Origin of the sequence: Aeromicrobium sp. PE09-221 (assembly GCF_002174305.1) — a bacterium.
GTDB lineage: Bacteria > Actinomycetota > Actinomycetes > Propionibacteriales > Nocardioidaceae > Aeromicrobium.
Genome location: NZ_MIJB01000023.1, coordinates 95,201 through 121,967 on the forward strand (window position 1 = coordinate 95,201; position 26,767 = coordinate 121,967).

The 26,767-nt window shown below is 67.9% G+C and carries 33 protein-coding genes and 2 tRNA genes; 7 read left to right on the plus strand and 28 right to left on the minus strand.

Going from position 1 to position 26,767, the window contains the following annotated elements:
- Positions 1-45 precede the first annotated feature (45 nt).
- From ftsX to BHE97_RS12330, 13 genes are all read right to left on the minus strand, one after another.
- Complete coding sequence (gene ftsX, locus BHE97_RS12275; RefSeq protein ID WP_087624325.1) at positions 46-960, minus strand: permease-like cell division protein FtsX; 915 nt, start codon at positions 958-960, stop codon at positions 46-48.
- Positions 961-965: 5 nt separating this feature from the next.
- Positions 966-1,655, minus strand: a complete 690-nt coding sequence (gene ftsE / locus BHE97_RS12280) for a cell division ATP-binding protein FtsE (RefSeq protein ID WP_087624326.1) — start codon at positions 1,653-1,655, stop codon at positions 966-968.
- Between the two features lie 300 nt (positions 1,656-1,955).
- Positions 1,956-2,519, minus strand: coding sequence for a protein-L-isoaspartate carboxylmethyltransferase (locus BHE97_RS12285; RefSeq protein ID WP_087624327.1), 564 nt, complete (start codon positions 2,517-2,519; stop codon positions 1,956-1,958).
- A 41-nt stretch (positions 2,520-2,560) separates the two neighbouring features.
- On the minus strand, positions 2,561-3,673 hold the full coding sequence (gene prfB / locus BHE97_RS12290; RefSeq protein WP_087624328.1) for a peptide chain release factor 2: 1,113 nt from the start codon (positions 3,671-3,673) through the stop codon (positions 2,561-2,563).
- A gap of 55 nt (positions 3,674-3,728) precedes the next feature.
- On the minus strand, positions 3,729-4,136 hold the full coding sequence (locus BHE97_RS12295; protein ID WP_087624329.1) for a pilus assembly protein TadG-related protein: 408 nt from the start codon (positions 4,134-4,136) through the stop codon (positions 3,729-3,731).
- Positions 4,133-4,549, minus strand: coding sequence for a hypothetical protein (locus BHE97_RS12300; RefSeq protein ID WP_087624330.1), 417 nt, complete (start codon positions 4,547-4,549; stop codon positions 4,133-4,135). Before BHE97_RS12300 ends, BHE97_RS12295 begins: the two co-directional genes overlap by 4 nt.
- A complete protein-coding gene (locus BHE97_RS12305) occupies positions 4,546-4,923 on the minus strand; it encodes a TadE/TadG family type IV pilus assembly protein (protein WP_087624331.1) in 378 nt (125 codons plus the stop codon). Before BHE97_RS12305 ends, BHE97_RS12300 begins: the two co-directional genes overlap by 4 nt.
- Positions 4,920-5,084 carry a hypothetical protein gene (locus tag BHE97_RS20135; RefSeq protein WP_170931396.1) on the minus strand — a complete coding sequence of 55 codons (165 nt, stop codon included), beginning with the start codon at positions 5,082-5,084 and terminating at the stop codon, positions 4,920-4,922. Before BHE97_RS20135 ends, BHE97_RS12305 begins: the two co-directional genes overlap by 4 nt.
- Positions 5,085-5,104: 20 nt before the next feature.
- Positions 5,105-6,004, minus strand: a complete 900-nt coding sequence (locus tag BHE97_RS12310) for a type II secretion system F family protein (RefSeq protein WP_236757671.1) — start codon at positions 6,002-6,004, stop codon at positions 5,105-5,107.
- Complete coding sequence (locus BHE97_RS12315) at positions 6,001-6,813, minus strand: type II secretion system F family protein (RefSeq protein WP_087624332.1); 813 nt, start codon at positions 6,811-6,813, stop codon at positions 6,001-6,003. Before BHE97_RS12315 ends, BHE97_RS12310 begins: the two co-directional genes overlap by 4 nt.
- A complete protein-coding gene (locus BHE97_RS12320) occupies positions 6,801-7,964 on the minus strand; it encodes an ATPase, T2SS/T4P/T4SS family (RefSeq protein ID WP_087624333.1) in 1,164 nt (387 codons plus the stop codon). Before BHE97_RS12320 ends, BHE97_RS12315 begins: the two co-directional genes overlap by 13 nt.
- A gap of 134 nt (positions 7,965-8,098) precedes the next feature.
- A complete protein-coding gene (locus tag BHE97_RS12325) occupies positions 8,099-8,866 on the minus strand; it encodes a sulfite exporter TauE/SafE family protein (RefSeq protein ID WP_087624334.1) in 768 nt (255 codons plus the stop codon).
- 98 nt (positions 8,867-8,964) lie between these two features.
- Entirely contained in the window at positions 8,965-9,582 is a 618-nt protein-coding gene (locus BHE97_RS12330; RefSeq protein WP_236757672.1) for a GntR family transcriptional regulator, read from the minus strand.
- A 128-nt stretch (positions 9,583-9,710) separates the two neighbouring features.
- On the opposite strand from BHE97_RS12330, the gene BHE97_RS12335 reads away from it, so the two are divergent.
- The 3 genes from BHE97_RS12335 (at position 9,711) to BHE97_RS12345 (ending at position 12,431) form a co-directional block, all read left to right on the plus strand.
- Positions 9,711-11,066, plus strand: coding sequence for an SLC13 family permease (locus tag BHE97_RS12335; protein ID WP_087624336.1), 1,356 nt, complete (start codon positions 9,711-9,713; stop codon positions 11,064-11,066).
- Between the two features lie 103 nt (positions 11,067-11,169).
- Positions 11,170-11,949: a PspA/IM30 family protein gene (locus BHE97_RS12340; protein WP_087624337.1), complete on the plus strand. Its 780-nt coding sequence runs from the start codon at positions 11,170-11,172 to the stop codon at positions 11,947-11,949.
- Positions 11,946-12,431 carry a DUF2505 domain-containing protein gene (locus tag BHE97_RS12345; protein WP_087624338.1) on the plus strand — a complete coding sequence of 162 codons (486 nt, stop codon included), beginning with the start codon at positions 11,946-11,948 and terminating at the stop codon, positions 12,429-12,431. The genes BHE97_RS12340 and BHE97_RS12345 overlap by 4 nt, the downstream gene beginning before the upstream one ends.
- Positions 12,432-12,524: 93 nt before the next feature.
- On the opposite strand, the gene BHE97_RS12350 is transcribed toward BHE97_RS12345, so the two are convergent.
- Complete coding sequence (locus BHE97_RS12350) at positions 12,525-13,475, minus strand: thiamine-phosphate kinase (protein WP_087624339.1); 951 nt, start codon at positions 13,473-13,475, stop codon at positions 12,525-12,527.
- Between the two features lie 83 nt (positions 13,476-13,558).
- On the opposite strand from BHE97_RS12350, the gene BHE97_RS12355 reads away from it, so the two are divergent.
- Positions 13,559-13,795 carry an Lrp/AsnC ligand binding domain-containing protein gene (locus tag BHE97_RS12355; RefSeq protein WP_087624340.1) on the plus strand — a complete coding sequence of 79 codons (237 nt, stop codon included), beginning with the start codon at positions 13,559-13,561 and terminating at the stop codon, positions 13,793-13,795.
- A 9-nt stretch (positions 13,796-13,804) separates the two neighbouring features.
- On the opposite strand, the gene BHE97_RS12360 is transcribed toward BHE97_RS12355, so the two are convergent.
- Entirely contained in the window at positions 13,805-14,872 is a 1,068-nt protein-coding gene (locus BHE97_RS12360) for a D-alanine--D-alanine ligase family protein (protein ID WP_087624341.1), read from the minus strand.
- 36 nt (positions 14,873-14,908) lie between these two features.
- On the opposite strand from BHE97_RS12360, the gene BHE97_RS12365 reads away from it, so the two are divergent.
- Entirely contained in the window at positions 14,909-15,952 is a 1,044-nt protein-coding gene (locus BHE97_RS12365) for a PLP-dependent transferase (protein WP_087624342.1), read from the plus strand.
- Between the two features lie 5 nt (positions 15,953-15,957).
- On the opposite strand, the gene BHE97_RS20140 is transcribed toward BHE97_RS12365, so the two are convergent.
- The 6 genes from BHE97_RS20140 to leuC form a co-directional block, all read right to left on the minus strand.
- On the minus strand, positions 15,958-16,122 hold the full coding sequence (locus BHE97_RS20140; RefSeq protein WP_170931397.1) for a hypothetical protein: 165 nt from the start codon (positions 16,120-16,122) through the stop codon (positions 15,958-15,960).
- Positions 16,119-17,120: an NAD(P)H-dependent glycerol-3-phosphate dehydrogenase gene (locus BHE97_RS12370; protein ID WP_087624343.1), complete on the minus strand. Its 1,002-nt coding sequence runs from the start codon at positions 17,118-17,120 to the stop codon at positions 16,119-16,121. The genes BHE97_RS20140 and BHE97_RS12370 overlap by 4 nt, the downstream gene beginning before the upstream one ends.
- Positions 17,120-17,857, minus strand: a complete 738-nt coding sequence (locus BHE97_RS12375; protein WP_087624344.1) for a lysophospholipid acyltransferase family protein — start codon at positions 17,855-17,857, stop codon at positions 17,120-17,122. Before BHE97_RS12375 ends, BHE97_RS12370 begins: the two co-directional genes overlap by 1 nt.
- Positions 17,858-17,892: 35 nt before the next feature.
- Positions 17,893-18,213 carry a hypothetical protein gene (locus BHE97_RS12380; RefSeq protein ID WP_087624345.1) on the minus strand — a complete coding sequence of 107 codons (321 nt, stop codon included), beginning with the start codon at positions 18,211-18,213 and terminating at the stop codon, positions 17,893-17,895.
- A gap of 203 nt (positions 18,214-18,416) precedes the next feature.
- A complete protein-coding gene (gene leuD, locus BHE97_RS12385) occupies positions 18,417-19,016 on the minus strand; it encodes a 3-isopropylmalate dehydratase small subunit (protein WP_087624346.1) in 600 nt (199 codons plus the stop codon).
- 2 nt (positions 19,017-19,018) lie between these two features.
- Positions 19,019-20,431, minus strand: coding sequence for a 3-isopropylmalate dehydratase large subunit (leuC, locus tag BHE97_RS12390; RefSeq protein WP_087624347.1), 1,413 nt, complete (start codon positions 20,429-20,431; stop codon positions 19,019-19,021).
- A 58-nt stretch (positions 20,432-20,489) separates the two neighbouring features.
- Between leuC and BHE97_RS12395 the strand changes: the two genes are divergently transcribed.
- A complete protein-coding gene (locus tag BHE97_RS12395; RefSeq protein WP_087624348.1) occupies positions 20,490-21,200 on the plus strand; it encodes an IclR family transcriptional regulator in 711 nt (236 codons plus the stop codon).
- A gap of 9 nt (positions 21,201-21,209) precedes the next feature.
- Here BHE97_RS12395 and BHE97_RS12400 read toward each other — a convergent pair whose 3' ends face one another.
- From BHE97_RS12400 to BHE97_RS12425, 7 genes are all read right to left on the minus strand, one after another.
- Positions 21,210-21,611, minus strand: a complete 402-nt coding sequence (locus tag BHE97_RS12400) for a hypothetical protein (protein ID WP_140400138.1) — start codon at positions 21,609-21,611, stop codon at positions 21,210-21,212.
- Between the two features lie 129 nt (positions 21,612-21,740).
- A complete protein-coding gene (locus tag BHE97_RS12405; protein WP_087624350.1) occupies positions 21,741-22,202 on the minus strand; it encodes a methylated-DNA--[protein]-cysteine S-methyltransferase in 462 nt (153 codons plus the stop codon).
- A complete protein-coding gene (locus tag BHE97_RS12410; protein WP_087624351.1) occupies positions 22,199-23,632 on the minus strand; it encodes an AlkA N-terminal domain-containing protein in 1,434 nt (477 codons plus the stop codon). The genes BHE97_RS12405 and BHE97_RS12410 overlap by 4 nt, the downstream gene beginning before the upstream one ends.
- Before the next feature lie 115 nt (positions 23,633-23,747).
- A tRNA-Glu gene (locus BHE97_RS12415) sits at positions 23,748-23,823 on the minus strand.
- Between the two features lie 292 nt (positions 23,824-24,115).
- Positions 24,116-24,286, minus strand: a complete 171-nt coding sequence (locus BHE97_RS20145) for a hypothetical protein (protein ID WP_236757673.1) — start codon at positions 24,284-24,286, stop codon at positions 24,116-24,118.
- A 112-nt stretch (positions 24,287-24,398) separates the two neighbouring features.
- Positions 24,399-24,474, minus strand: a tRNA-Glu gene (locus BHE97_RS12420).
- A gap of 39 nt (positions 24,475-24,513) precedes the next feature.
- Positions 24,514-25,716: an MFS transporter gene (locus BHE97_RS12425; protein ID WP_201791429.1), complete on the minus strand. Its 1,203-nt coding sequence runs from the start codon at positions 25,714-25,716 to the stop codon at positions 24,514-24,516.
- Positions 25,717-25,767: 51 nt separating this feature from the next.
- Between BHE97_RS12425 and BHE97_RS12430 the strand changes: the two genes are divergently transcribed.
- Complete coding sequence (locus BHE97_RS12430) at positions 25,768-26,361, plus strand: TetR/AcrR family transcriptional regulator (protein WP_087624352.1); 594 nt, start codon at positions 25,768-25,770, stop codon at positions 26,359-26,361.
- Positions 26,362-26,767 lie beyond the last annotated feature (406 nt).

Below are 26,767 nucleotides of genomic sequence, written 5' to 3' on the forward strand. Positions count from 1 at the left end.
TGACGTCCAGGGGCGCGCGGAAAGTCTCAGATCGAAACCCGGTGTTCAGACGTTCAGGTACTTGCGCGTCATCACCAGCGTAGGAATCAGGGCCAGCAGGATCGACAGGGCCGTGGTCCAGCCCATGACGACGAAGGCGTCCTGCCAGCGGACCCAGGTCGTGATCGTGCCCAGCGTGTCGCGCAGATATCCATAGACGACGAAGTACATGAAGGCCGCCATCCCGCTGGCCGCCAAAGCCGCCGAGACGAGCGCCGCCACCAGCGACTCCAGGACGAACGGCAGCTGGATGTGCCAGCTGGAGGCACCCACCAGACGCATGATGCCGATCTCGCGACGACGCGCGAAGGCGGTCATGCGGATCGTATTGGAGACCTGCAGGATCGCCGCGATGATGAGCAGCAGGGCCGTGCCGAGCGAGGCCCACTGCAGCTTGTCGAGCATCTCGAACAGCGGACCGAGCAGCTCACGCAGCGAGTTGACATTGCCGACGCCGTCCATGCCGGACACCTGGCTGACGACACCGTCGAAGTCCTGTGGGTCGGTCAGTGTCACATAGTAGGACTCCGGGAAGGAGTCGGGGCCGAGGGTCTCCAGTTGGCGCTGGCCGGTCTCGGTCTGGCCGAGCAGCTCGCGGGCCTGCTCGTAGTTCTGCTCGGGGCTGCGCACCTCGAAGCTACGTACCTCGGGGTTGGAGTCGAGCGCCTCCTGGACGGCCTGCTGCTGCTCCTCCGTCGCGACGCCGTTGACGCAGGTCGCGGCGGGAGAGTTCTGGGTGCACAGGTTCACCTGCAGCTGCAGGCGATCGCCGAAGTACTGCTCCGTGCGGTCCGCCTGTGCCTGGATGAGCAGACCCAGCGAAGCCAGGAGGAGGGAGACGGACATCGTGACGATCAGCGAGATCGTCATGGACGTGTTGCGGGACAGGCTCGCGCGCAGTTCGGAAAGGATCGCTCGCATGATTCTCAGTTCTGGTAGCCGTAGATGCCGCGCGCCTCGTCGCGGACGAGGCGACCCTCGTCGAGCTCGATGACGCGCTTGCGCATCTGGTCGACGATCGAGGAGTCGTGCGTGGCCATGATGACGGTGGTGTCGGTGCGGTTGATGCGGTCCAACAGCTTCATGATGCCAACGCTCGTGGTCGGGTCGAGGTTGCCGGTGGGCTCATCGGCGATGAGGATCTTCGGCCGGTTGACGAAGGCGCGCGCGATCGCGACGCGCTGCTGCTCACCGCCGGAGAGCTCCTCGGGCATGCGATGTCCCTTGCCCTCCAGACCCACCATCTCGAGGGTCTCGGGGACGAGCTGGTCGATCTCCGCGCGCGGCTTGCCGATGACCTGCAACGCGAAGGCGACATTCTCGGTCACGGACTTGTTCGGCAACAGCCGGAAGTCCTGGAATACCGTGCCCACCTCACGGCGCAGCTTCGGCACCTTCCACGACGAGAGCTTGTCGATCTCCTTGCCTGCGACGTAGACGTGTCCGGTGGTGGGACGTGTCTCGCGCAGGATGAGCCGCAAGAAGGTGGACTTGCCCGATCCGGAGGCGCCGACGAGGAAGACGAACTCGCCCTTGCTGACCTCGAGGTCGATGCCGTCGAGGGCCGCGCGCTTCTGCCCGGGATAGGTCTTGCTGACCTTGTCGAAGCGAATCACCCGACCGAGTGTAGGTGGAGGACCTGAGAAAACGACGCAGGCACCGGTCGCTCGGGGCGTCTCACCGGGAGGCCGAGCGGAGAGACGGGTGCCGGGCCAGCTATCCCAACGGCCATCAGAGCCACCCCGACGACCGTCACCAGCGCGGCCCAGCCGACCTGGACCACTCGCCCAGCGGTCCGAGGGGACCTGCTGTCGGCGGTGGACAGGATCAGCACCAGCTGCAGTCCGACAACGGGTACCGGCACCGGGCGATGGGCGACGCGGACGCGGCCCTGACCTAGGACGGGCTCTGATCGCTCAACGCAGGGGCACGAAGCTGAACGTGCCGTGACGGGTGATGTCGATGTCCTCTCCGCCGCGCTGCACACGGAGCATGTCGGCGCCCACGGGCACGACCATCACGCCGCCCTCGGCCAGCTGGCCTACGAGAGCGGAGGGCAGCTCTCGCGCGGCGGCGGAGACGAGGATGCGGTCGTAGGGGGCTTGGTCGGGAGCGCCGAGCACCCCCTCCTCGGCAGGGCTGATACTCGTCCAGTCCATGCCGTACCGGGCGAGGTTCCCAGCACCGAAGCGCACCAGTTCAGGTTCGAGTTCCACGCCGATAACGAGACCATCAGGGCCGACGAGATGGCCGAGCAGAGCGGTGGTCCATCCCGAGCCGCTGCCGACATCCAGCACCCGGTGACCGGGACGGACATCGAGGAGTTCCAGCATGACCCGGACCGTGTAGGGCTGAGAGTTGGTCTGTCCGTGACCGATCGCCACCGGCTCGTCGACGCCCGCGTCAGCGCGTCGATCCGGCGGCAGGAAGTCCGCCCGATCGACCTCGGCGAACGCTCTGGCGAGGTCCGACTCGTCCATACCGCGAGCCTACGTCCGCCCCGCGCCCCCGCGCCAGATGGTCAGGCCTTGACCTGCTGGCCGCGACGCCAACGGATGCCGGACTCGATGAAGTCGTCGATCTCGCCATCGAGGACGGCCTGGGTATTGCCGGTCTCATGCTCGGTACGCAGATCCTTGACCATCTGGTACGGGTTGAGCACGTAATTGCGCATCTGGTCGCCCCATGAGGCCGCGACATCGCCGCGCAACTCATCGAGTTGCGCCCGCTCCTCGGCCTTCTTCAGCGCGAGCAGCTTGGCCTTCAAGATGACCATCGCGCTGGCCTTGTTCTGCAGCTGCGACTTCTCGTTCTGACAGCTCACCACGACTCCGGTGGGGATATGGGTGAGCCGGACCGCGGAGTCGGTCGTGTTGACGCTCTGCCCGCCGGGACCGCTGGAGCGGTAAACGTCGACGCGGATCTCTTCGTCGGGGATGTCGATGTCATCGGTGGCCTCCAGCACCGGCACGACCTCGACCGCGGCGAATGAGGTCTGCCGACGGCCCTGGTTGTCGAACGGAGAGATGCGCACGAGGCGGTGTGTGCCGGCCTCGACCGACAGCGTGCCGTAGGCATAGGGAGCCTTGACGGCGAAGGTGGTGGACTTGAGCCCCGCCTCTTCGGCGTAGGAGGTGTCGTAGACCTCGACCGGGTAGTCATGACGCTCAGCCCATCGCACGTACATCCGTTGCAGCATCTCCGCGAAATCAGCCGCATCGACGCCGCCCGCACCGGATCGGATCGTCACGAGTGCCTCGCGCTCGTCGAACTCACCGGAGAGAAGCGTGCGCACCTCGAGGCTCTCGATAGCGCTGGCGAGCCGGTTGATCTCCGCCTCGGCCTCGGCGCGCGAGTCCGCATCGCCCTCCTCAGCCGCGAGCTCGAGGAGAACCCCCACGTCCTCGAGGCGCTGGCGCAGAGAGGTGGCGCGCTCGAGCTCGGCTTGGAGGACGGACAGCCGACCGGTAACCCGTTGCGCATTGGCCTGGTCGTCCCACAGGTCTGGAGCGCCGACCTGCTCCTGCAGCTCGGCGATCTCGGCGCGGATCGCGTCGAGATCGAGCACCTTCTCGATCGACGCCATGGTCGCGTCGAGGTGCTTCAGACGTTCGGACAGATCAGGAAGAGCCACCCTGGCAGGTTATCGCCTGGCACGAACCGGCAGCCACTCACGTGTCCCACGGCGGTCACTGACCGGCGAAGCGCAACTGCGCGGTCGATTCGGCGGCGATACCCACGTCCCCGCTCCATCCGGGCGGGCGGAGTGGAAGCGTGTAGCGACGATCGAGGCGAACGGTCACCATGTCACCCTGCACCACCACGTCCACCCCGGTGTCGGAGGGGACCACCGACCGTGTCAACGCCGTGGCCTCACGCAGATCGAGGACGATCGCGGAGCCGGGATCCCCGCCGAGATACAGCTGGTCTCGGGCCAGGCCGTCGGCCGCGGTGAGTGCCGCCCTGTCCGCGAGGTTCATCAGGTCGCGTCGCTCGAGGAAAGCGGCCGAGGCGTTGACCACCACGACGGTCAGCAGCCCGAGCACCACCAGCAGGCCGATGGCCAGGATCGTGGTGTTACCGGCATCACGCCTCATGGCGCACCGCGATAGGCGCCGAATGGCTCGGCATGCGTCGAGCTGATGTCGATCCCGGCCAACGAGCTTCCCCAGGCGTCCGGCACCCAGGGGAGCGACTGCCGTGTCGTCACGACGACCTCGACGCGACCACCGGGCTCGAAACAGGCCGGGATGCAGAGCAGTTCGACCTGCGGCCGCTCGCCGGCGTGGAAATCACGCCAGGTCACCTCGACCGCCCGCTGGGCCAGGCGGTGTGCGGTGGGTTCGTCGGAGGCCTGGACAAAGGCTCGCGTGGCAGCGGCACTCGCGGTGGTCGCGGCATAGGCCGTGCGCTGTGTGTCGAAGACGGCCACGACGGCGTAGACGAAGGGCACCAGCAACAGCACGACGAGCCACGTCAGCTCGATCGTGGCGCTCCCCCGTTCCCTCACGGCTGCTCCTGGACGACGGCATGGCCCGACATGGTGAGCGGGATGCCCGGACCGGCCACGCCGAGCGGCGGGACCTCCGCATGCATCGTCACCTGGACGACGGGGAGCCCATCGAGGGTCGTGCGGGTCGCGGTGATGTCGTCGGCGAAGCGCGCCGCCAGCGTCGTGTCGGCGAGGCGACGCGCGCTCCGCTCGGCATCGGCGACACTGGCTCCGAGCGGTGCACCGGCTCGGGCTCCCTCCGCGGCCGCCGCCGTCAGGGTCGAGCGCACATGCGCGAGCAGGGCGAGCTGGACGATGCCGATCACGATCGGCAGGACCACCACGAGCGCCAGGACGAACTCCGGCACGGCGGCACCGCGCTCACGGCTCACCCTCCGACGGCGCTCAACGCGCTGTCGAGCATCGCGCTGAGCCGGGGCCCCGCGATCGCCGTCAGTGCCGCCACCAGTCCCGCCGTCATGATCGTCACCATGACCCAGCCGGGCACGTCCCCTTGTTCGTCTCGGGGACGGTCGATCCATCGTCGCAGCATCGTTCTTCCTCTCGGTGTTGTCAGAGACCGGATGTGAGGGTGAGGCTGACCCACCCGGGATAGAAGGCAAAGATCACGGTGACCGGGAGAACGAGGAAGACGACGGGGATCATCATTGTGATCTCCCGGCGGCCCGCGGACTCCACGAGTGCGCGACGCCCGGCATCCCGGACATCGGCGGACTGGGCGTGCAGGACATCCACGAGAGGCGTGCCACGTTCGACCGCGACGGCCATCGCCTCGGCGAAACGCGCGATGCTCGGCACGCCCGTCCGGCGGCCGAGCGCGGCGAAGGCGTCCGGTACCGGCGTGCCCGAACGGATGTCGGCGAGGAGCCGCACGAACTCATCGCCCAGCGGACCACGCAGTCGCGCGGCGACCCGCTCGACCGCGGCCCGTGGACTCTCCCCCGCCGCGACAGCCAGGGCGAGCAGATCAGCAGCAACGGGGAACTCCCTCACCAGGCGCTGCTCTCGATCGCGGACCCGGGCCGTGAGCCGTCGATCGCAGACGAAGACGCCGAACAGTCCACCGGCGAGGCAGAGGACGAGCATCGGCACGAGGGACGCGCCGCGGGCCGATGCCGCCAGCGCGATGGCGAAGGCTCCTCCGAAGCCGGCTAGACCCCACTGAGCCTGCTGCATGCGGAACTCCTCGAGCTCACCCGGATCCCCAGCACGTACGAGCCTCCGGGAGACACTCGGACCGCTACCGACGAGCTCGCCCACCCTGGTGGTGGTAGCCCGCCAGATCGCCACCAGCCGGGGACCGAAGGTCTCCATCGCGGGATCGTGCACCCGCAGATCACGTACATAGGGCCCCACACGGACCATCAGCGCCGGACGACGACTCTCGCGCCAGGCCACCACCACCAGCACGAGTCCGGTACTGAAGAGGAGGCCGATGAGCGCGCCGATCACGCCAACACCCGGTCCTCGAGGGGCAGTCTGCCCGCACGCAGCATCAACCGATACGCCACCAGGCAGCTCACGGCACCGCCGACGAGCACGACGACGCCCGTCGGCTCACCGAACCTTCCGATCACCTCACGCTGGCCGCTCATGAACACGAGGACCAGCCACGGCGCGGCGACGGCCAACCGCGCCCCGGAGACGGTCCACGACTGGCGTGCCTCCAGTTCGCCTCGGGTGCGCTGGTCGTCACGGATATATCCCGCCAAGGAGCGAAGCATGCGACCGAGATCGCCTCCACCGACCTCGCGGGCGAGCCGGAGCGCTTCGACCACCCGGTCACCCGTCGGGTCCGCCAGGCGTTCCTTGAGCAGTTCGAGGCTTTCCACGAAACGGCCGGAGGACTGATAGTCGCGGGCGAACGCCGCGAAGGGTTCGCGTAAGGGTTCGGGACCGTGCTCGGCCAGGCTGATGACCGACTCGGGGAGCGACATGCCGGCGCGCACCGCCGAGGCCAACTGGTCGACCGCGTCCGGCCACGCCTGAGCCTGCTCGCGACGCCGGCGCCTCTCCACGCTCTGGGTGATCGTCATCGGCGCCACCGCGCCGGCGAGGCCGGCTATCGCGCCGATCGCCGGGACACCGGTCACGGCAGTGACCACCAGCGCGCCGATGAGCCCGATCAGTGCGCCCACGCCGATCCAGGCCCAAGGCACGTTCCGCGAGCGGGTCCGACGCCGGGCAGGCGCCTGGGAGCTGTCGGCGGTGAGGATGAGCAGGAGCCCGACCCCGGCGGTGAAGCCGATCAGTGCGCCCACGTCGGCTCCTCCCGGACCCGGCAGTCCGCCAGCGCGTCGTACACCGTCTCGGTCTCGATTACATCGCCCTCGATACGGCCGGTGACGCGGATGACCTCGCGTACCGCGCGCCGACCATCCGCGCCGATGGCGGTATGGACCACGAGGTCCACACACGAGGCGACCGTCGGTACGACGAACCGCGCGGAGATGTTCTCCCCGGCGAGCAGCGGCAGCGTGCACAGCTTGGTCAGCGCCTGCAGCGCGGAGCTCGCGTGCACCGTGGCCATGCCCGGAAGGCCGGCATTGAGGGCCAACAGCAGGTCAAGGGCCTCTGCTGCGCGCACCTCGCCGACGATGATCCGGCTCGGTCGCATCCGCAGAGCCTCCTTGACCAAGGTGCGCAGCGTGATCTCACCGGTGCCCTCGAGGCCGGCCTGCCGCGTCTGCAGGGCCACCCAGTCAGGATGAGCACAGCGCAGCTCGAAGACCTCCTCGACCGAGATCAGCCGCTGGCTTCCCGGGATCGTGCCGGCCAGACAGTTCACCAGCGTGGTCTTGCCCGCCTGGGTGCCTCCCGAGACGATGATGTTGTCGCCGTCCACGACCGCTGCGCGCAGCAGCCCGGCGAGCTCGGTGTCGATCGTGCCGAGCGAGATGAGGTCCTCGAGCGAGGATGCCTTGGTCACGAACTTGCGGATGTTGACCGCGGTGAAGTCGCGCGCGATGCCGCTCAATGCGACGTGGAGACGGTGCCCCCCAGGCAGCATCGCGTCGACGAAGGGCTGGCTGAGATCGAGCCGACGCCCGGTGCTGGAGAGCATCCGCTCGACCAGCTCCCGCACACGCTCAGCGGTGAGCCGGACGGAGGTCAGCTCGTGTCGGCCGTCGCGGGCGATGAAGACCCGGTCCGGCTCGTTGATCCAGATCTCCTCGACCTCATCGTCCTCGAAGAATCGCTGCAACGGGCCGAAGCCGGCCGCATCGGCCACCAGCTGGCCGACCACCATGTCAGGATCATCGAGGGAACGAACGGCGCCGGTGAGGCTGCGCGCCTCGTGCTCGGTCACCACATCGACCGCCGCCGCACGCACGGCCTCGACATCGTCGGCCGGATCGATACGCCGCTCGCGCACGAGCCGACGCACCTGTTGCGCCAATGCCTGGTCCACGGTCCTTCACCCCCCGATGAGAAAACGGACCCTTGTAGCTGATCTTGCACGAGAAGGTCCGTTTCTGGAAGGCTCCGTCGTCAGAATGTGGACAACACCGACCTGTATCAGGTCGAGGGCCGACAGAGACGGGATCAGGTCCAGAGCGTGATCGCAGCGACGATGCCCGCAGCCACAACACCCGCCCGCAGCGGCGACGCCGGCATCCGCCGGGCGATCCGTGCACCGACATATCCACCGAAGATGGAGCTGACGGCGAGCAGGGCCACCACCGTCCAGTCGATATCGGCCACCACCACGAAGACCGCGCCGGCCACGACATTGGACGCCATGACCGATGTCGTCCGCAATGCCCCGATGATCCGCAGGTCGATATCCAGCCCGAGAGCGAGGACCGCGATCATCATGACCCCGGCCCCCGCACCGAAGTAGCCTCCATAGACACCCGTCAGCACCACGAACGCGGTGGTCAGCGGCGAGAGCCGAACCCGCGCGGATCGATCCTCCCCCTCGGGATGGCGCGCCGCGAGCCAACGGGAGATCCGCGGCTGCACTCCCACCAATAGGCAGGTGCCCAGGATCAGCCACGGCGCCACCCATTCGAAGACGCTGGACGGCAGGCCGAGCAATAGCGCGGCGCCGATACTCCCGGCCAACCCGGTCAGGACGACCACCCGCACCGCCAGACCGCGCACCTGGCGCAACTCCTGGCGATATCCGAGCACCCCGCCCGCCCCCGCAGGGATCAGACCGATCGTGTTGGTCGTGTTCGCGACCACGGGCGGGAGTCCCACCGCGAGCAGGATCGGGAAGCTCAGCAGCGACGCGACGCCGACCGACGAGCTGAGGATGCCCGCACCGAAGCCGGCCGCGAGGACGAGCACGATCTCGGCGACATCCATCGGGCCCTCCTCGGACGACTATTGGCTAGGCCACTGAACCGCCGGGAAGACCCCGCGCGGACGACCCGCGGTCAGCACGAGCCCGACCGACGATGGACTCAGTCGAGCATGCCCTGGCACGCGACCGCAGCGGCCGTCGGGTCACCCGCAATGATCGCTTCGGCGACCGCGTCGAGAGTCCGCAACAGCTCCGGCGACATCGGCGGAGCAGGGGCCTGTTCGCTCATCATGTCATCTAACTCCGCCAGCAAAGGGGCATCGGCGAGCTTGCGGATGCTCCGCATCGTGTGCTCGAAGGAACGCGGCCGACCGTCGTCAGCCAACATCGCCAACCGCAGTGAGGACTGCGGATTGACCGCCGCAGCTCTTGCCATTCCGGCAAGAATCGCCTCCCGTGCGACCACCACTTCGCGCACCGGCCGCCCCTCCAGCCGCACCCCGCCCCCTGCGTCGGAGCTGGAGGGCGCAGGATCGCGCACCATCGCCCCCACCCCGTGACGGACCTCGACGCGGCCCCGGGTCTCCAACGCCGCAAGCGCCTGCGAGACCGTCGCGCGGCTGACTCCGAGCTCCTGCGCGAGCTGACGCTCCGGCGGAAGCCGGTCGCCACCGACCAGGCCTTGGGCCTCGATGAAGTCGGAGATATGGGCCGCCAGGCTCTCGTACAGGCGCTCACGGCGTACCGGCGAGAGGCGGTTGACGGGGTTCTTTGCCACGGTCTCATCATAGATACCTCGGTGGCCGAGTTGCCAAGTGGCCTAGCCACTTGCCATAGTAGACGCCGTTCGTCATATGACCTCGGTCACACGAACCCATCCGACCCCGACCCTCTGAGAGAAATTCCATGTCTCACGCACTCATTGCGTTGACGGTTCTCGCCATCGTCTTCCTGGTCGCGACGATCCGCGGCGTCAATATGGGCGCCTTGGCGCTCGTGGCCTCTTTCGTCGTCGGCCTCAGCGTCTACGGCTCCACGACGGACGATGTGCTGGCCGGCTTCCCCGCCGACCTCTTCGTCATCCTCGTCGGCGTCACCTATCTCTTCGCCCTGGCCAAGAACAACGGCACCGTCGACTGGCTGGTGCACGGCGCCGTCCGCGCGGTCGGCGGGCGGGTCGCCCTCGTCCCCTGGGCCATGTTCGCCGTCTGCGCACTCGTCACCGCGATCGGCGCCGTCAGTCCGGCCGCGGTCGCCATCGTGGCTCCCGTGGCGATGGGCTTCGCGCTCCGCTACGAGATCCATCCGGTCATGATGGGCATGATGGTCGTGCAGGGCGCGACGGCCGGCAGCTTCTCCCCCATCGGCATCTTCGGCTCCATCACCAATGGCGTGGTCGACTCCAACGGACTGCCCGGCAGCCCTGCCTTCCTGTTCGTCGTGACCTTCCTCGCCGCGACACTGATCGCCGTGATCACCTACCTGGCCTTCGGCGGGCGCGAACTCGTCGCCCGGGGCCGTGAGCAGGCCACGGTGAACGCGATGGGCGCCGAGGCGGAGGCCGCCAGCCACGAGGCGACCCGTCCCGGTCCGTCCGGAACACCGCATTCGGCGGTCGAGGCGGGTCGCAGCGTCGCCTCCGACGAACCGGCCGAGGTCGACTACCGACTCAACCCGCAGCGGATCGTCACCCTCCTCGGCCTCGTCGCGCTCATGGTGGGCGCCCTCGGCTTCGACCTCGATGTCGGCTTCACAGCGCTGACCATCGCGGTCGTCCTGACCCTCGTCTACCCGAAGTCGGCCAAGGGCGCGGTCGAGAAGATCAGCTGGGGCACCGTGCTGCTGATCGGCGGCATCGTCACCTACGTGACGCTACTGCAGAACCAGGGCGTCGTGGACTGGCTCGGCGACCGCGTCGCCGATGTCGGCAGTCCCCTGGTCGCCGCGTTGCTCATCTGCCTGATCGGCGCCGTGGTCTCGGCCTTCGCCTCGACCACCGGCATCATCGGCGCGCTCATCCCCCTGGCCGTGCCCTTCCTCCTCACCGACCAGGTCAATGCGATCGCCTTGATCGCCGCCCTGGGCATCGCCAGCTCGGTCGTGGACTGCAGTCCGTTCTCCACCAATGGCGCACTCGTGGTGGCCAATGCCGAGCCACGCGATCGCGACATGGTGTTCAAACGCTTGATGCAATGGGGCATGTCTATCGTCGTCGTCGCTCCGGTGGTCGCCTGGGCGGTGCTGGTCCTGCCCACCGCCTAGCGCGGCCCAGACCGGGTGGTCGTCGCCCACTGCCACCGATGCCCTGACGTGAGTCGTCGCCACCCGGTAGGTTCGGACCATCGTCCAGATGAAGGAGTGACCGATGGCTCAGAAGCAGTCCATCCTCGGCCGGGTCGCCCAATTGACCCGCGCCAACATCAACGCGCTGATCGACCGGGCCGAGGACCCCGAGAAGATGCTGGATCAGATGATCCGCGATTACACGAACTCGATCGCGGAGGCCGAGAAGGCCGTCGCGGAGACCATCGGCAACCTGCGTCTCGCCGAGGCCGATCATGCTGAGGACGTCCGGGATGCCAAGGACTGGGGCGCCAAGGCTCTCGCCGCATCGCAGAAGGCCGACGCGCTGCGCTCCAACGGCCAGGACGGCGAGGCCGCCCGCTTCGACAATCTCGCCAAGGTCGCGCTCGGCAAGCAGATCCAGCACGAGAACGAGGCCAAGCAGGCGGCTCCGATGATCGAGTCGCAGAACGAGGTCGTCGAGAAGCTCAAGACCGGACTCGTGCAGATGCGCGGCAAGCTGGGCGAGCTGCAGGTCAAGCGCGACGAACTGGTCGCCCGCCAGAAGACGGCCCAGGCGCAGGCACGCGTGCAGTCCGCGGTCCAATCGATCGACATCCTCGATCCCACCAGCGAGCTGTCGCGATTCGAGGACAAGGTACGCCGGGTCGAGGCCCAGGTGGCGGGACAGGCCGAGCTCGCGGCCTCGAGCATCGATGCCCAGTTCGAGGAGCTCGAGCTGGACAGCACACAGCTCGAGGTCGAGGCACGCCTGGCCGAGCTCAAGCAGCTCGGCACCGGGTCCAGCGCACCGCAGGGATCCCTCACCGGCCAGCCGGACGAGACGGAGAACCCCGCATGAAGCTGACCGAGAGCTACACCTATCCCGCTGCCACCGAAGACGTCTACGCGCTGATCACCGACGCCTCGTTCCGCGAATCCGGTTGCGAGGCCCAAGGCTCCACCGACTACGACGTGAACGTCGTCGCCGACGGCGGCGGCCACACCGTCACGATCAAGCGCACCATGCCGGCCGATGACATGCCAGAGTTCGTCAAGAAGCTGACCGGCAACTCGGTCAAGGTAGTACAGACCGAGAAGTGGAGCCCAGCGGACTCAGCCGGCGGGCGTACCGCCGATGTGAAGGTCGAGATCCTCGGTCAGCCCGCCCAGATGAAGGGCACCGCGAGCCTCAACGGCAGCGGGGACGCCACCGAGTTCGTGGTCGACGGCGATGTGAAGGTCTCCATCCCGCTCGTCGGCAAGAAGATCGAGCCCGTCGTGGCTAAGGCGATCGTCAAGGCCTTGGAGACCGACGTGGAGCTCGGCACCGCTCGGCTCTGACGGGGTCCTTCCGGTCGGCCGCCGGATGACCTCCATGGCGTGTCACGCGACCCCCTCCGCGTGGCACGCCACCCTCATGTCCGGCACCTGGATTCAGGCGAAGTGGCGATGCCCCGTCGAGCCGGCGTAGGTCTCGCCGTTGACGGTCACGCCCTCACCTTCGAAGGCAGCGCCGATGACGGTCCAACCGTCGGGGACCTCGGCATCGCCGGGGAAGGTGGCGACCAGTGCGAAGTCCTCACCTCCGCCCAGGACGAAACCGAGCGGATCGAGACCGCCCAGGGCGCTCGCCAACGTCGCCACGGCCTCGGGGATGTCGAGACATTCGGCCTGGATGTCGATCGCCACACCGCTGGAACGCGAGATGTGATCGAGATCGGCCAGAAGGCCGTCACTCACATCGATCATCGCCGTTGCTCCGGCCGCAGATGCCGCGGGACCAGCGGCGTACGGCGGGGCAGGACGCCGATGCCCGTCGACGGCCACCTTGGGCGAACGGAAACCGCGGCTGAGCGCGGCATAGCCTGCAGCCGACAGCCCGAGAGTGCCTGCACACGCCACCACGTCACCGGCACGTGCGCCGCCTCGAGTGACCGGGCACTCGGCGTCGCCGAAGGCAGTGACCGAGATGACCACCTGATCGGCGGCCGAGACATCTCCGCCCACCAAGTGAGCACCCACTGTGGCGCACTCGGTCTCGAAACCCAGCACCATGTCATCGGCCCATTGCGCCGGGAGATCCGCCGGAGCCGCGAAGGCCATCGTCAGGGCCGTGGCGACGCCGCCCATGGCGTTGATGTCCGACAGGTTCGCTGCCGCCGCCTTATGCCCGATGTCCAGGGCGGACGACCAGTCGCGACGGAAATGGCGGCCCTCGACGAGGATGTCGGTGCTCACCACGAAGGTCCCGTCCGCAGTCGCGACGTGTGCGGCATCGTCGCCGGGGCCCAGCAGGACGTACTCGCTCGACCCGATCGACCTCGTCACTCGGTCGATGAGTCCGAACTCCCCGATGGCGGCGATGGTCTGATCGTCGTTGCTCACAACTCGATTGTCCCAGCCGAGAGGGGCATGACTGAGCCGTTTGCGATAGCGTGTCGTGGCGGTCTCACAGGAGGGAATACCCGATGGCTGTCCAGGCGTACATCCTCGTTCAGACGGAGGTCGGCAGGGCGGCGGAGGTCGCCCGCGCGATCGCCGATGTCGACGGTGTCGTCGTCGCCGACGACGTCACCGGTCCCTATGATGTGATCGCACGGATCGAAGGGCCCAGCGTCGACGAGCTCGGCGCGCTGGTGGTCTCCCACATCCAGAAGGTCCCCGGCATCACCCGGACGCTCACGTGCCCGGTGGTGCGGATCTAGGAGCCGACCTCAGCGCAGGCCGGTGCTCCGGCCCAGCGCGAGCGCGAGCAGTCGCTCCACCAGTTCCGGGTACGCGATCCCGCTGGCCTCCCAGGCCTTCGGGAACATCGAATAGGGCGTGAAACCGGGCATCGTGTTGATCTCATTGATGACCAGGCCTCCGTCCACGGAGTCGGTCAAGAAGAAGTCCACCCGCGCCAGTCCTTCTCCACCGATCGCATCGAAGGCCTGCAACGCGTACGCCCGGATCCGGTCGCGTTGTGTAGCACCGATATCCGCGGGGATGACGTTCTGGCTGGTGCCGTCGAGGTACTTGGCCTCGAAGTCGTAGTAAGTGTGGCCGATGCTGTCGTCGACGACGATCTCGCCGACCTCGCTCGCGATCGGCATGCCGTCGCTGTCCTGGATGACCGCACACTCCACCTCGCGCTTGCCGTGAGCGGCCGTCTCCACGATCACCTTCGGATCGAGCTTGCGGGCCCCCTCGACGGCATCGTCCAGGTGTCCCCAGTCACTCACCATCGTGACACCCGAGCTCGATCCCGCGCGCGCCGGCTTCACGAAGACCGGCAGGCCGAGGGCATGCACACGGGCGACGGTGCGCTCTCGCTTGGCATCCCACTCCCAGGGCAGGATGGTGACATAGGGCAGCTGCGGTAGCCCGGCCGCGGAGAACACGGTCTTGGTGAAGGGCTTGTCCATCGCCACGGCACTCGCGAGGACACCGGCACCGACATAAGGCACGCCCGCCATCTCCAGCATGCCCTGGATGGTGCCGTCCTCGCCCCAGGGTCCATGCAACAGCGGGAAGACGACGTCCACCTCGTGCTGCAGTCGGTCCCAGGAGAAATCGGGCCGGTCATCACGGACATACGGCAGAGTGCCGGAGGGGAGGTCATCCCACACACCGGTTTCCTCGACCCAGTGCCCGCTCTGGGTGATCCCTACTGGGAGCACCTCGTAGCGGGAGGAGTCGATCACCGCCATCACCTCACGGGCGGTCGAGCACGACACACCGTGCTCACTGGAACGCCCACCGAACACCACTGCCACGCGCACACGCTCTGTACCGGTCATCGAACAGCACACTACCCGTGTGAGGAGAATGGACCCATGACGCCACGCGACCTCTCGCCCGCCTCCATCGCCGTGTCCGCAGGGCGACCCCACGCTCCAGGGGATCCGCTCAGTGCTCCCATCACTCTCGCGAGCGCGCTCGTACCGGGCGGCGACGCGGAGTACGCGCGGGCCGGCAACCCGGTATGGGCGCCGCTGGAGACCATCGTCGGTGAGCTCGAAGGCGGGGATGCGCTGGCCTTCTCCTCCGGTATCGCCGCCTCGGCGGCGGTCTTCTCCCTCGTTCCCTCCGGCGGCGTGGTCGTCGCCCCGGCGCATGGTTACTACGGGACGACCCACCAACTGCGCCAGCGCGGTGACGTGGAGCTGCGGCTCGTCGACGTGTCGGACACATCTGCCACCGTCGACGCGATGCGTGGTGCCACGCACGTGTGGCTGGAGTCGCCGACCAATCCGGCGATGGAGATCGCCGATCTGCCGACCTTGATCGCGGCCGCTCATGACGCCGGAGCCCTCGTCGCAGTCGACAACACCTTCCGGACGCCCCTGCGCGAACGTCCCTTGGAGCTCGGCGCCGATATCGTGACCCACTCGGCCTCGAAACTGCTCGCCGGACACAGCGACGTGATCCTGGGTCTCGCCATCTGCCGCGACCCGGAACTGTATGCCGCGCTGCGGTCCCATCGTCACGATCACGGGGCCATCCCCGGGGCCCTCGAGGCCTGGTTGACGACCCGAGGGCTGCGCACGCTGGCGGTACGCCTCGACCGGGCGGAGAGCAATGCGCGCGACCTGGCCGGGCGCCTGGAGTCCAGTCCGCTCGTCGATGAGGTGCGCTATCCCGGATTCGGCACGATCGTCGGTCTGGTGCTCGATGATGATCGGCGCGCCCAACGTGCGACGGAGTCGAGCCGTCTGGTGCGCTATGCGACGAGCCTCGGCGGCGTCGAGTCCACCTGGGAGCGTCGCCGACGCCACGTGAACGAGGCACCCACGATTCCCGCTGGTCTCATCCGTCTCTCGGTCGGCATCGAGGATGTCGAGGACCTCTGGGCCGATATCGAGACAGCCCTCACCTGAAGGCGTCAGGAACGTCGCGACAGGACCGACGCGGCGAGAACGAGCAGCAGGCCCGTGATTCCCAGCGGCACCGCGAGCAGAGGATCGACGGAGTCGGTGACGAGTAGCAGGCCGCCGATCACCATGACGGCGAGGCCCAGCGCCACGCGGCCGAGCCCCAGCGGCGTCATCGGATCTCGGGCTTGGCCTCGCGGCTGATGAGCGCGGCGACGAGCTCGTCGGGGGTCATCTCGTCGTTGACCAACGTCCGCACGTGCTCGACGATCGGCATGTCGACACCATGCAGGCTCGCCAGCTCAGCGATCGACGTGCACGATTTGGCCCCCTCCGCCACCTGGCGGGTCTGTTCGGCGACCTGCGCGGCGCTCATCCCTTCACCGAGCTTCTGCCCGAAGGTGCGGTTACGCGACAACGGCGACGAACAGGTCGCGACGAGGTCGCCGAGGCCCGCCAGCCCTGCGAAGGTCATCGGGTCGGCACCCATCCGCACACCGAGTCGGGTGGTCTCGGCGAGACCGCGGGTGATGACCGAAGCCTTGGAGTTGTCTCCATAGCCGAGGCCATCGCAGACACCGACGGCGAGAGCGATGACGTTCTTAGTCGCACCGGAGAGTTCGGAGCCGATCACGTCGGTATTGGTGTACGGACGGAAGGACTCGGTATGGCACCACCTCTGCAGGAACTCGGCCACACCAGGGTCCTCACACGCGACGACGCTGGCCGCCGGCTCGCGGCGGGCTATCTCCTTGGCGAGGTTCGGTCCGGTGACGACCGCGATGCGCTCCGGACCGGCTCCGGTGATCTCGGCGATCACCTCGGTCATGCGTTTGTGCGTGCCGAGCTCGACGCCCTTCATGAGGCTGACGAGCACGGCATCATCGCGCAACATTGGCGTCCAACGAGTCAGGTTCTCGCGAAGTTGCTGTGAGGGCACCGCAAGGACCACGACCTGCGCGTCACGCAGGATCTCGGCTTCGTCGTGCGAGGCGATGACGGTCTCCGGCAACCGGATGCCCGGGAGATAGTCGGGGTTCTCATGTGTGCGGTTGATCGCCTCGCAGAGCTCCTCACGACGTCCCCAGAGACGCACCTCGTTCCCAGCGTCGGCGACGACGATCGAGAACGCGGTGCCCCACGAGCCGGCACCCATCACAGCGGTCGTCACCATCAACGCTCCTCCTCGGGGCGGTAGCCGGTGCGCGGCGCACCGAGTGTGTGGATGTCGATGCGCGGGCCGGTGGGCCGTTCACCCCGTACGCCGGCCAGCAGGTCGGTGAGCACGTCCATCAGATGCTCTGTCGCCGCGACGATCTGCGCCTCGCTCGGCTCGGTGCCCAGTTCGCTGAGATCGATCGGGGCGCCGACCATCACGCGGTAGGTTCGCCGAGGAAAGAGCCGGAGACGCTTGTCGTAGGGGAACAGGATGTCCTGAGGACCCCACTGCACGATCGGCACGAGTGGACGTCCGGTGGCGAGCGCCACTCGGACTGCTCCCGTGCGTCCGCTCATGGGCCAGACATCAGGGTCGCGCGTCATCGTGCCCTCGGGATAGATCGTGACGATGCCACCCGCTGCCACGGCGTCGATGGCGGCGCGCAGCGACTCCGCGGCCCCTTCGGTGCCCCGGTACACCGGGATCTGCTGGGTGTTGAGCAGGATGCGCCGGAGCACCGGGACACGGAAGAGCGGATCTTTGGCGAGATAGCGCGGCACGATGCCGTGATCGACCATCCAGTGACCGAACAGTACGGGATCGGTCCACGAGAGGTGGTTGACCGCTATCACGTAGCCAGGCTCGGGGAGACGCTCGGCTCCGCGCCAGTCTCGTTTGGTCAGGACCATCAGCAATGGTCTCAGGATCCACACGACGACGCGCAGCGTACGCGGCATGGAACGAGCGGCCATGCCCTGAGACTACCGGTCCCGGGCCGGCCCCCTGATCACCCCAGCTCGCGCGTCACGGCTGAGAGAGCGTCGTGCAGCAGGATGGCGGCGTCCTCGTGCACCAGGAGACCGTTCTTGCCGGTCTCTGCCGGTTCGATGGCGATCCAGGTCGACGGCGAGTCGAAGTGGCGGATCCGGCGCACGATGAGTCCGTCGGCATCGGGGACCGGCGGATGCTCCATATCGTCCTGGGTACCGACGATCGCTGCGAAGTCGGCGAGGATCTGCTCGTGGTATCGGGCTTCTGGGGGGTCATCGGGCGCGTGCGCCTTCTCACACCAGAGCGGAAAGTGTTGGGATGGGGGTAGGGACGACATGACTGTTTCCTCCGTCGGCGGGCTGGGTGTGGCTGACCATAGGACGGTGGACAGACAGATCGCGTCGTCATCGCATGGTTGTCCACACCCGAGCCTTGACCTCTTATGAATTGTCTCCTATACAAGGTACAACCTCGAGGTGACGCAGACACAGGAGGGGCCGCCCAGCGCATTGCTGGACGGCCCCTCATCTGCGAGAACGCCTAGAGCGTGGCAGGCTTGAAGCTCAGCCGACGGCCCTCATAGGCGACGATGTCGTCTTCATGGGACAGCGTGATGGCGATGTCGTCGAGGCCCTCGAGCAGCCGCCAGCGCGTGTAGTCGTCGATCGTGAAGGAGTCCTCGATCCGGTCCGGACCCTCCCCCGCGCTCACGGTGCGCGCCTCGAGGTCGACACTCACCGACGCACCGGGGTTGGCCTCGAGGTAGTCCCACAGCGCAGCGACGACCTTGTCGTCGACCTGCGCGGCGAGCAGGCCGGCCTTGCCGGAGTTGCCACGGAAGATGTCACCGAAGCGGGGGCTGATGACCACCTTGAAGCCGTAGTTCTGCAACGCCCAGACGGCGTGCTCCCGCGAAGAGCCCGTACCGAAGTCCGGACCAGCCACGAGTACCGTGGCGTCACGATAGGAGTCCTGGTTCAGCACGAACTCCGGGTCGCTGCGCCAGGCGGCGAACAGCCCGTCCTCGAAGCCCGTGCGGGTGACGCGCTTGAGGTAGACGGCGGGGATGATCTGGTCGGTGTCGACATTCGAGCGCCGCAGCGGTGCGCCGACTCCGGTGTGCTGGGTGAACTTCTCCATGTTCAGGCTCCTGCCTTCTCCAGGTCGGCGGGGCTGGCCAGGTGACCGAGGACCCCGGTGGCGACGGCGACATCCGGCGAGACCAGGTGGGTACGCCCGCCCTTGCCCTGACGGCCCTCGAAATTACGATTGGAGGTGGAGGCGCTGCGCTCACCCGGTGTCAGCTGATCGGGGTTCATGCCCAGGCACATCGAGCAGCCGGCGCCCCGCCATTCGGCCCCGGCGTCCTTGAAGACGACGTCGAGGCCCTCTTCCTCGGCCTGCAGGCGCACCCGCACCGAGCCGGGGACCACGAGCACACGGGTGCCGTCGGCGACCTTGTGCCCCTTGATGAGCTCAGCGGCGCGCCGCAGATCCGAGATCCGGCCATTGGTGCACGATCCGATGAAGACGGTGTCGACCTTGATATCGCGCATCGGCGTTCCCGCCTCGAGCCCCATGTAGCGCAGGGCGCTCTCGGCGGCCTCGCGCTGAATCGGATCGTCGAAGTCCGCCGGGCTGGGCACCGCCTCCGACAGCGGAACGCCCTGACCCGGGTTGGTCCCCCACGTCACGAACGGGGTGACCTGCGCGGCATCGAGGGTCACGACCTTGTCGAAGTAGGCTCCGTCATCGGTGACCAGGCTCCGCCAGTACGCGACGGCCTCGTCCCACTGCTCGCCCTCCGGGGCGTGCGGGCGTCCCTTGATGTACTCGAAGGTCGTCTCGTCGGGGGCGATGAGGCCGGCCTTGGCACCCCACTCGATGGACATGTTGCAGATCGTCATGCGCTCTTCCATCGTCAGCGCACGGATGGCCTCCCCGCGGTACTCGACGATGTAGCCCTGCCCGCCTCCCGTCGTCTCCTGCGCGATGAGCGCGAGGATCAGGTCCTTGGCAGTGGCCCCCTTGGACAGCTGCCCCGTCACCTCGACGGCCATCATCTTCGGCTTGGCCTGCGGGAGGGTCTGCGTCGCGAGCACATGCTCGACCTCACTGGTGCCGATGCCGAAGGCGATCGAGCCGAAGGCGCCGTGCGTGGAGGTGTGCGAGTCGCCGCAGACGATCGTCATGCCGGGCTGCGTCAGTCCGAGCTGCGGGCCGACGACGTGGACGATGCCCTGCTCGATATCGCCCATCGGGTGCAGCCGCACGCCGAACTCCTCGGCATTGCGTCGCAGGGTCTCGACCTGAGTCCGCGAGACGGGGTCCGCGATCGGCTTGTCGAGGTCGGTCGTGGGGATATTGTGGTCCTCGGTGGCGAGCGTGAGCTCGGGGTGACGCACTGCGCGCCCGGAGAGGCGAAGCCCGTCGAATGCCTGAGGGCTGGTCACCTCGTGCAGGAGGTGGAGGTCGATGAAGAGCAGGTCGGGCTCTCCCGTCGCCTGGCGGACGACGTGGTCGTCCCAGATCTTCTCAGCGAGTGTCTTCGACATGTGGTGCCTTCCGGATTACTGACTTGCGTCTCAACATGCGATACGGCAGTATCAAGTCATGGACAACTCTAGCGGAGTCGGGGTTCTGGATAAAGCGGCACTCGTACTGGCCGCTCTGGAGCCCGGGCCCGCCACTCTCGCCGGCCTCGTCGCCGCGACAGGGCTGGCCCGCCCGACTGCCCATCGCCTCGCCGTAGCGCTCGAACACCATCGCCTCGTCGCCCGCGACATGCAGGGCCGGTTCATCCTCGGACCACGGCTCGGCGAGCTCGCGGCGGCTGCCGGCGAAGACCGCCTGCTCGCGGCGGCAGGACCCGTCCTCGCGCGCTTGCGAGACATCACCGGCGAGTCCGCTCAGCTGTTCCGCCGCCAAGGCGATTTCCGCGTGTGTGTCGCGGCCGCCGATCGCCCGACAGGCCTCCGCGACTCGATCCCCGTCGGCGGCCAGCTGACGATGGCCGCCGGTTCCGCCGCGCAGATCCTGCTCGCCTGGGAAGACCCCGAGCGCATGAACAAGGGACTGCTGAAGGCCACCTTCGCCGCCTCGGAACTGTCAGCCGTCCGCCGACGCGGCTGGGCGCAGAGCGTCGGCGAACGCGAGCCAGGCGTCGGATCGGTCTCGGCGCCGGTCCGCTCCCCCTCGGGCAAGGTGGTGGCGGCGGTGTCGGTCTCCGGCCCCCTCGAACGTCTGACCCGCCAGCCCGGACGCATGCACGCACCGGCCGTCGTGGCCGCCGCCGAACGGCTGTCCCAGAACCTGCGTCGCTGAACCGGCGGGTCAGGCCGCGAGATCGTCCGCCAGCACCACTCTCAGGTATGCCTCGTTCGCGTAGTGCGGGGGCCAGGCGGTGACCCCTCGGCGCCGTAGCTCGTCATCGAGCAGACGCAGCCACGTGCTCTCCTCAGGCCTCATCGGCCCCCGGCCCGGCCGAGTCCAGAGCACCGCGACGCTGCCGCGCGGGACCAGCTGGTGGTTGACCGCCGCCAGCACGTCGACGATGTCGTCGACGACATGCTGCTGCGGCGTGGTCGGGAGCCCGTCGATGGTGGTCAGCTGAGGCTGCGCCACTCCTCGCTCGTCGATCGCCAGAAAGCTCAGCTGGGCTGACGGAACCTCGAGCGTCTCGCGAACGGCGCGCCAGTAACGGGTGATATCGGCCTCGGTCTGCAACAGTCTCATGGCGACACCCTCACCTGGAGGCGCCGATCCGTCGAGGGCTTCGTCCACAGGCCTCGTTCGGGAAAGAACGCACACTCACCGCTCGGCCCCGCGCCGAGGACAGCACAGAACTCCTCGACGGCGCGGATCTCAGAACAGGCCGGGGCTCTCCAACTCCAGCAGGATCCTCTTGCGCTCCAGACCACCGGCATAGCCGGTCAGCGTGCCGTTCGATCCCACCACGCGATGACAGGGGACCACGACAGGGATCGGGTTGGCCCCGTTCGCCGCTCCCACCGCTCGCGAGACGACCGGTCGGTACCCGAGCCGAACGGCGATCTCGCCATAGCTCGCCGTCTCGCCGTACGGGATGGTGCGCAGCTCGCTCCAGACCTTCTGCTGGAACTCGGTGCCGTCATTCGCCACAGGCAGGTCGAAGTCTCGCCGATCGCCGGCGAAGTACTCACCGAGCTGCCCCTCGACCACGTCGAGGAGATCGTCGTGCACCCGACGTCCGCGCGGGACCGCGTCGAACTCGATGCGGGTCAGGAGACCGGCGGAGACGTGCAATCGCAGTCCGCCGATCGGCGAGTCCATCCATCGTGTGGTCATGAGTCCGTCCTTTCGTCGATGGCGCTCTGCCACAGGTGCACGGCCGCATAGGAGCGCCACGGGCGCCATCTCTCGGCTCGTCGATCATCGAGTCCCCGCGCGGCCATCCTTCTGCGCACCACGAGATCGCTCAGGGGCAGGACATCGGGGTCCCCCAACGCCCGCATCGCGATGTAGTCGGCCGTCCACGGCCCGATACCCGTGATGCCTAGCAGCATGCGTCGCGACTCGGCCCGGTCGACGCCGGCGTCCACGACCACATCACCGGCGATGAACGCCCGCGCCACGGTCAACAGAGTCCGAGCCCGCGATCTCGGCATCGGGACCTCGGCCTCGGCTGCGGTCAGGAGGTCCTCGGGCGAGGGGAACGCGTGTGACAGCCCGAGCTCATCGGCCATCGGCAGACCGACGGGCGCACCGTACCGACGGGCCAGGTCACCGAGCACGGTCCGCGCTCCCGCTACGGAGATCTGCTGTCCGACGACGGCGCGGACCACCACCTCGAATCCATCCACCTGCCCCGGAAGCCGCAAGCCGGGATGGCGCTCCACCAGAGGAGCGAGTCCTGGATCGGCGGCGAGGGCGTCGTCGATGGTCACCGGATCGGCGTCAAGGTCCAGGAGACGACGACAACGGTGCACCACCGTCTGAAGGTCGGCGAGATCGGTGAGCTCCAATCGGGCGTGCACCGCGTCGTCCCGCAGATTCAGGTCGATGACGCCGGGACCGTGCGGGAGGATGACGGTCCGGGCGTACCGTCTCTCCTCCACGTGCTCCACACCCCGCATGGCTCGTGCCGCGAGGAAGGCGGTGAGGGCGGCTCCGTCGAACGGGGGTCGGACCGCCAGCCTGAGTTCGAGTCGGCCCCCGCCTTGCGCCGAACCTCGCCGCAAGGCGCTGGGGGCCACGGCGTAGGCGCTGCGCATCGTATCGTTGAACTGGCGGATCGACCCGAATCCGGCGGCGAAGGCGATATCTGCCAGGGGGAAGTCCGTGGACTCGATGAGTGTGCGTGCCAGATGTGCGCGGTTGCTGCGTGCGACGGCCAGCGGGCCGGCGCCGAGCTCCTCGACGAGGGTCCGGTGGACCTGCCGTTGGCTGTACCCGAGCCGCTGAGCCAGACCCGTCACGCCCTCGCGCTCGACCACCCCGTCGGCGATGAGACGCATGGTCCTGGCCGCGAGGTCACCTCGGATATTCCACTCCGGCGATCCGGGCGTGACATCGGGGCGGCAGCGGCGGCAGGCCCGATAGCCGGCGGCCTGCGCGGAGGCCGGGTCGCGGTAGAATGTCACGTTCTCGCGCTTGGGGGTGACCGCGGGGCACGAGGGCCGGCAGAAGATACCCGTCGTACGGACCGCCGTGAAGAAGACGCCGTCGAATCGCGCGTCTCGGGCCTGCACAGCGCGGTAGCGGTCGTCATCGGTCATGACTCCATGATGCCGCGCGACCCTGCCCCGTACTGGCGGGAATCGGACATGACCATCTAGCGCCATAGCGTCCTGAAAGGCGAGACCCCGGCCCTGGCGGACCGGGGTCTCCAGCTGGTAGCCCCGACGGGATTCGAACCCGCGCTACCGCCTTGAGAGGGCGGCGTGCTAGGCCGCTACACAACGGGGCCAGCGAGGGAAGACTCTACCAGGCCGCGCGAGGAGGCCGAGAACCGCACCTCGTTATTCGGTGAGGATGGTGTCGGCGATGGGCCAGTGTTCACCGTCGTGGGTGGACAGGGCTGCTCTGACCTGACAGCCCACGTATCGACACGTCCCGTCCCGGAATCTGATCGCATTACGGAGATGCTCAGATGGGCATCTGCCGGTGTAGAAGGTTTCGAGGATGTTCTCGCCGGTGTCGTCGACGAGGAGCCAGCTCGCGAACCAGATCAGCGGGGATCGTCCACTCCCGATCCGCGCTCACAGCTGGCTGGTCATCCCGCTCGCCAGCGTCGACACGTGGGCCGGATCGATCTCCGTCAATGCGCCGACGAAGAGGTCGGCGCGTTTCTGATCCAGAGTCCGGTCGTCGTCGGGATCGACGATGGCTCTCGCCGCACGATCCAACCTGGCCGCGATATCGGCCAACACGCTCGACGGCGGGTGATGGGGATACAGATCGCCCGTCCCGTCCTCCGAATGCGTGACGCAGATGGAGCAGAAGACCCCCTCGCAACGAGGTTGCGAGGGGGCTTTCTGCGACTGGTAGCCCCGACGGGATTCGAACCCGCGCTACCGCCTTGAGAGGGCGGCGTGCTAGGCCGCTACACAACGGGGCCAGCAGGAGACGACTCTACCAGCCCGCTCACACACGCCTTTCACCCGCCCTCGGGAGACCCGAGCGGTGCCAGCGCCACCCCGATGACAGCGACGACCGCCGCCATCGCGAAGGCCGCCGGCATCCCCGTCAGCTGGGCGAGGAGACCGATCGCCGGGGCGCCGAGTGCCTGCCCGAGAGCCAGCACGAGAAAGGACAGTCCGACGCCGGCGGCGGGCGCCTCCCCGTAGACGCGACTGCCCCAGATCAGCACGATCCCGGTGAGGGCGATGTAGGCCGCGCCGAACACCGCGAGCATCGTCCACGCACCACCGGCTCCCGGCCACGCCGCGAGCAGACCCGTGGTCGCAGCCAGGGACGCGGCGACGGACTGCCACGCCCGGCGCAAACCCAGGCGCACGACGAGATCACCCGCCGCAGCCCCTGCCAGGCCGCAGACACCGAGAAGGATCCAGGCAATGAGAGAGAAGAGTTCACTCTGGCCGCCTTCGGTCACGAGCAGCTCCCGACCGAAGGTCCAGATCGCCGAGCTGGCCAGCCCCATCGTCGCGGCGGCGGTGAGCAGACGCCGGCTACCGCTCGGCAGGAGTGGTCGCGGTAGAAGCACCAGGCGAGACGCTCGGTTCTTCGACGCCGGGCCTCTGACGACGACAGCGGCCCACGTCGTCGCGACCGCACACATCACCGCGAAGATGAGCCACCCGATCCGCCAGTGGTCACGGACCAGCAACGCGACGGGTCCCGCGACGGCGACCCCGAGTCCCGTGCCCGCGTTGACGACGGCCTGGATCCGATCACGCCGTTCACCCGGCACTGTGTGGGCGACGGCATGCGCCAGTGGCGGCGACGCGACACCGGTGCTCGCCCCGGCCACGATCACCCCGATCGCCAACACGACCCCGTGGGATGCTGCTGCGATCAATGAGGTCCCCACGGTGGCAAGGCCACCGGCGAGAACCACGAGCGGTCGCGATCCCCAGCGAGGAATCAAAAGAGTGGAGGCGGCGATCGCCACACAATAGGAGAGATACGAACCCGCGGCGATCACCCCGATGACCGTCGCACTCAGCGTGAACTCGTCCCGGAAGGCGGGCACGAACAGGCCGTAGGCGAAGCGTGCCAAGCCGTAGCAGACGGCGATCAAGGACATCCCCGCTGCGGCCAGCCGCACGGCGCGGGGCCCCGCGGCAGACATCTCCCTCGCGCGCATCACCGAGCCGAACTTCACAGATCTGTGAACCATGCGAGCCAGCGTAGGTACACTGATCTGTGAAGTCAACGGAGGAGGACGACCATGTACGCCACAGAGCAGGCATCCGATGACCTATGTCCACCTCCCCTGACGCCCGGCGCGGCGCGTCTCCTCGAGGTGGCCTCGGGTCTCTTCTACGAGCAGGGGATCCACGCCATCGGGGTCGACACCATCGCCGAGGAGTCCGGCGTCACCAAACGCACGCTGTATGACCGATTCGGCTCCAAGGACGGCTTGGTCATCGCCTACCTCCAGGCTCGTCACGCCCAGTGGTGGGACCGGCTCCTCGAGCGCCTGGAGGTGGCCGACCGCCCTCGCGCGCTCGCCGTCTTCGATGCCTATGCGGCTGACGAGCTCTCTTCGCATCGCGGTTGTGCCTTCTGGAACGCCGCTGGCGAGTTGCCCGTCAACCATCCCGCCCATCGTGTCGTCCGCGCACATAAGCATGCAGTCCGTCGGCTGCTGGGCGAGCTGATCCGCGCCGATGCCGTGACCGAGGAGGACCGCACGTCCGTCGAGGCCACTGCCGACCATCTCTTCCTCCTGCTCGAAGGGGCGATCGTCCAGCGTGGGCTCGCCGGGGACATCACCCCCGTCCTCCGGGCCCGCGCGATCGCCGAAGGACTCCTCACCTGACTGTGAGGATTTACAGCGCAGCCTGATGGTGCTGGGCTGTGGTCGGTGGCTGTGAGCGTGACCCTTCGCCTGACTGGCCTCGTGCCTTTGCCGCGACTTGTCCGCTCGTAGTCGCCGGCCCCGGCCCGGTCGGAGTAGCTGGCCTGATCAGGAGCTTGACCGACCGGTGTTCGCTCACCGGTCGTGTCTCATCACAGTCCTGCCGAATCTCCGCCCCGGACCGGAACCACATCCGCTCCCAGGCAAGGAGAGAATGCATGACCAGTGTGACCGATCTACGCGATGTGGTCGATGTCGTCATCGGCGTCGACACCCATGTTGAGACCCATACGGCCGCGGTCGTCGATGCCCGCACCGGAGCGGTCCTCGATGAGATCACGGTGAGGCCCACCCCGGCGGGATATGA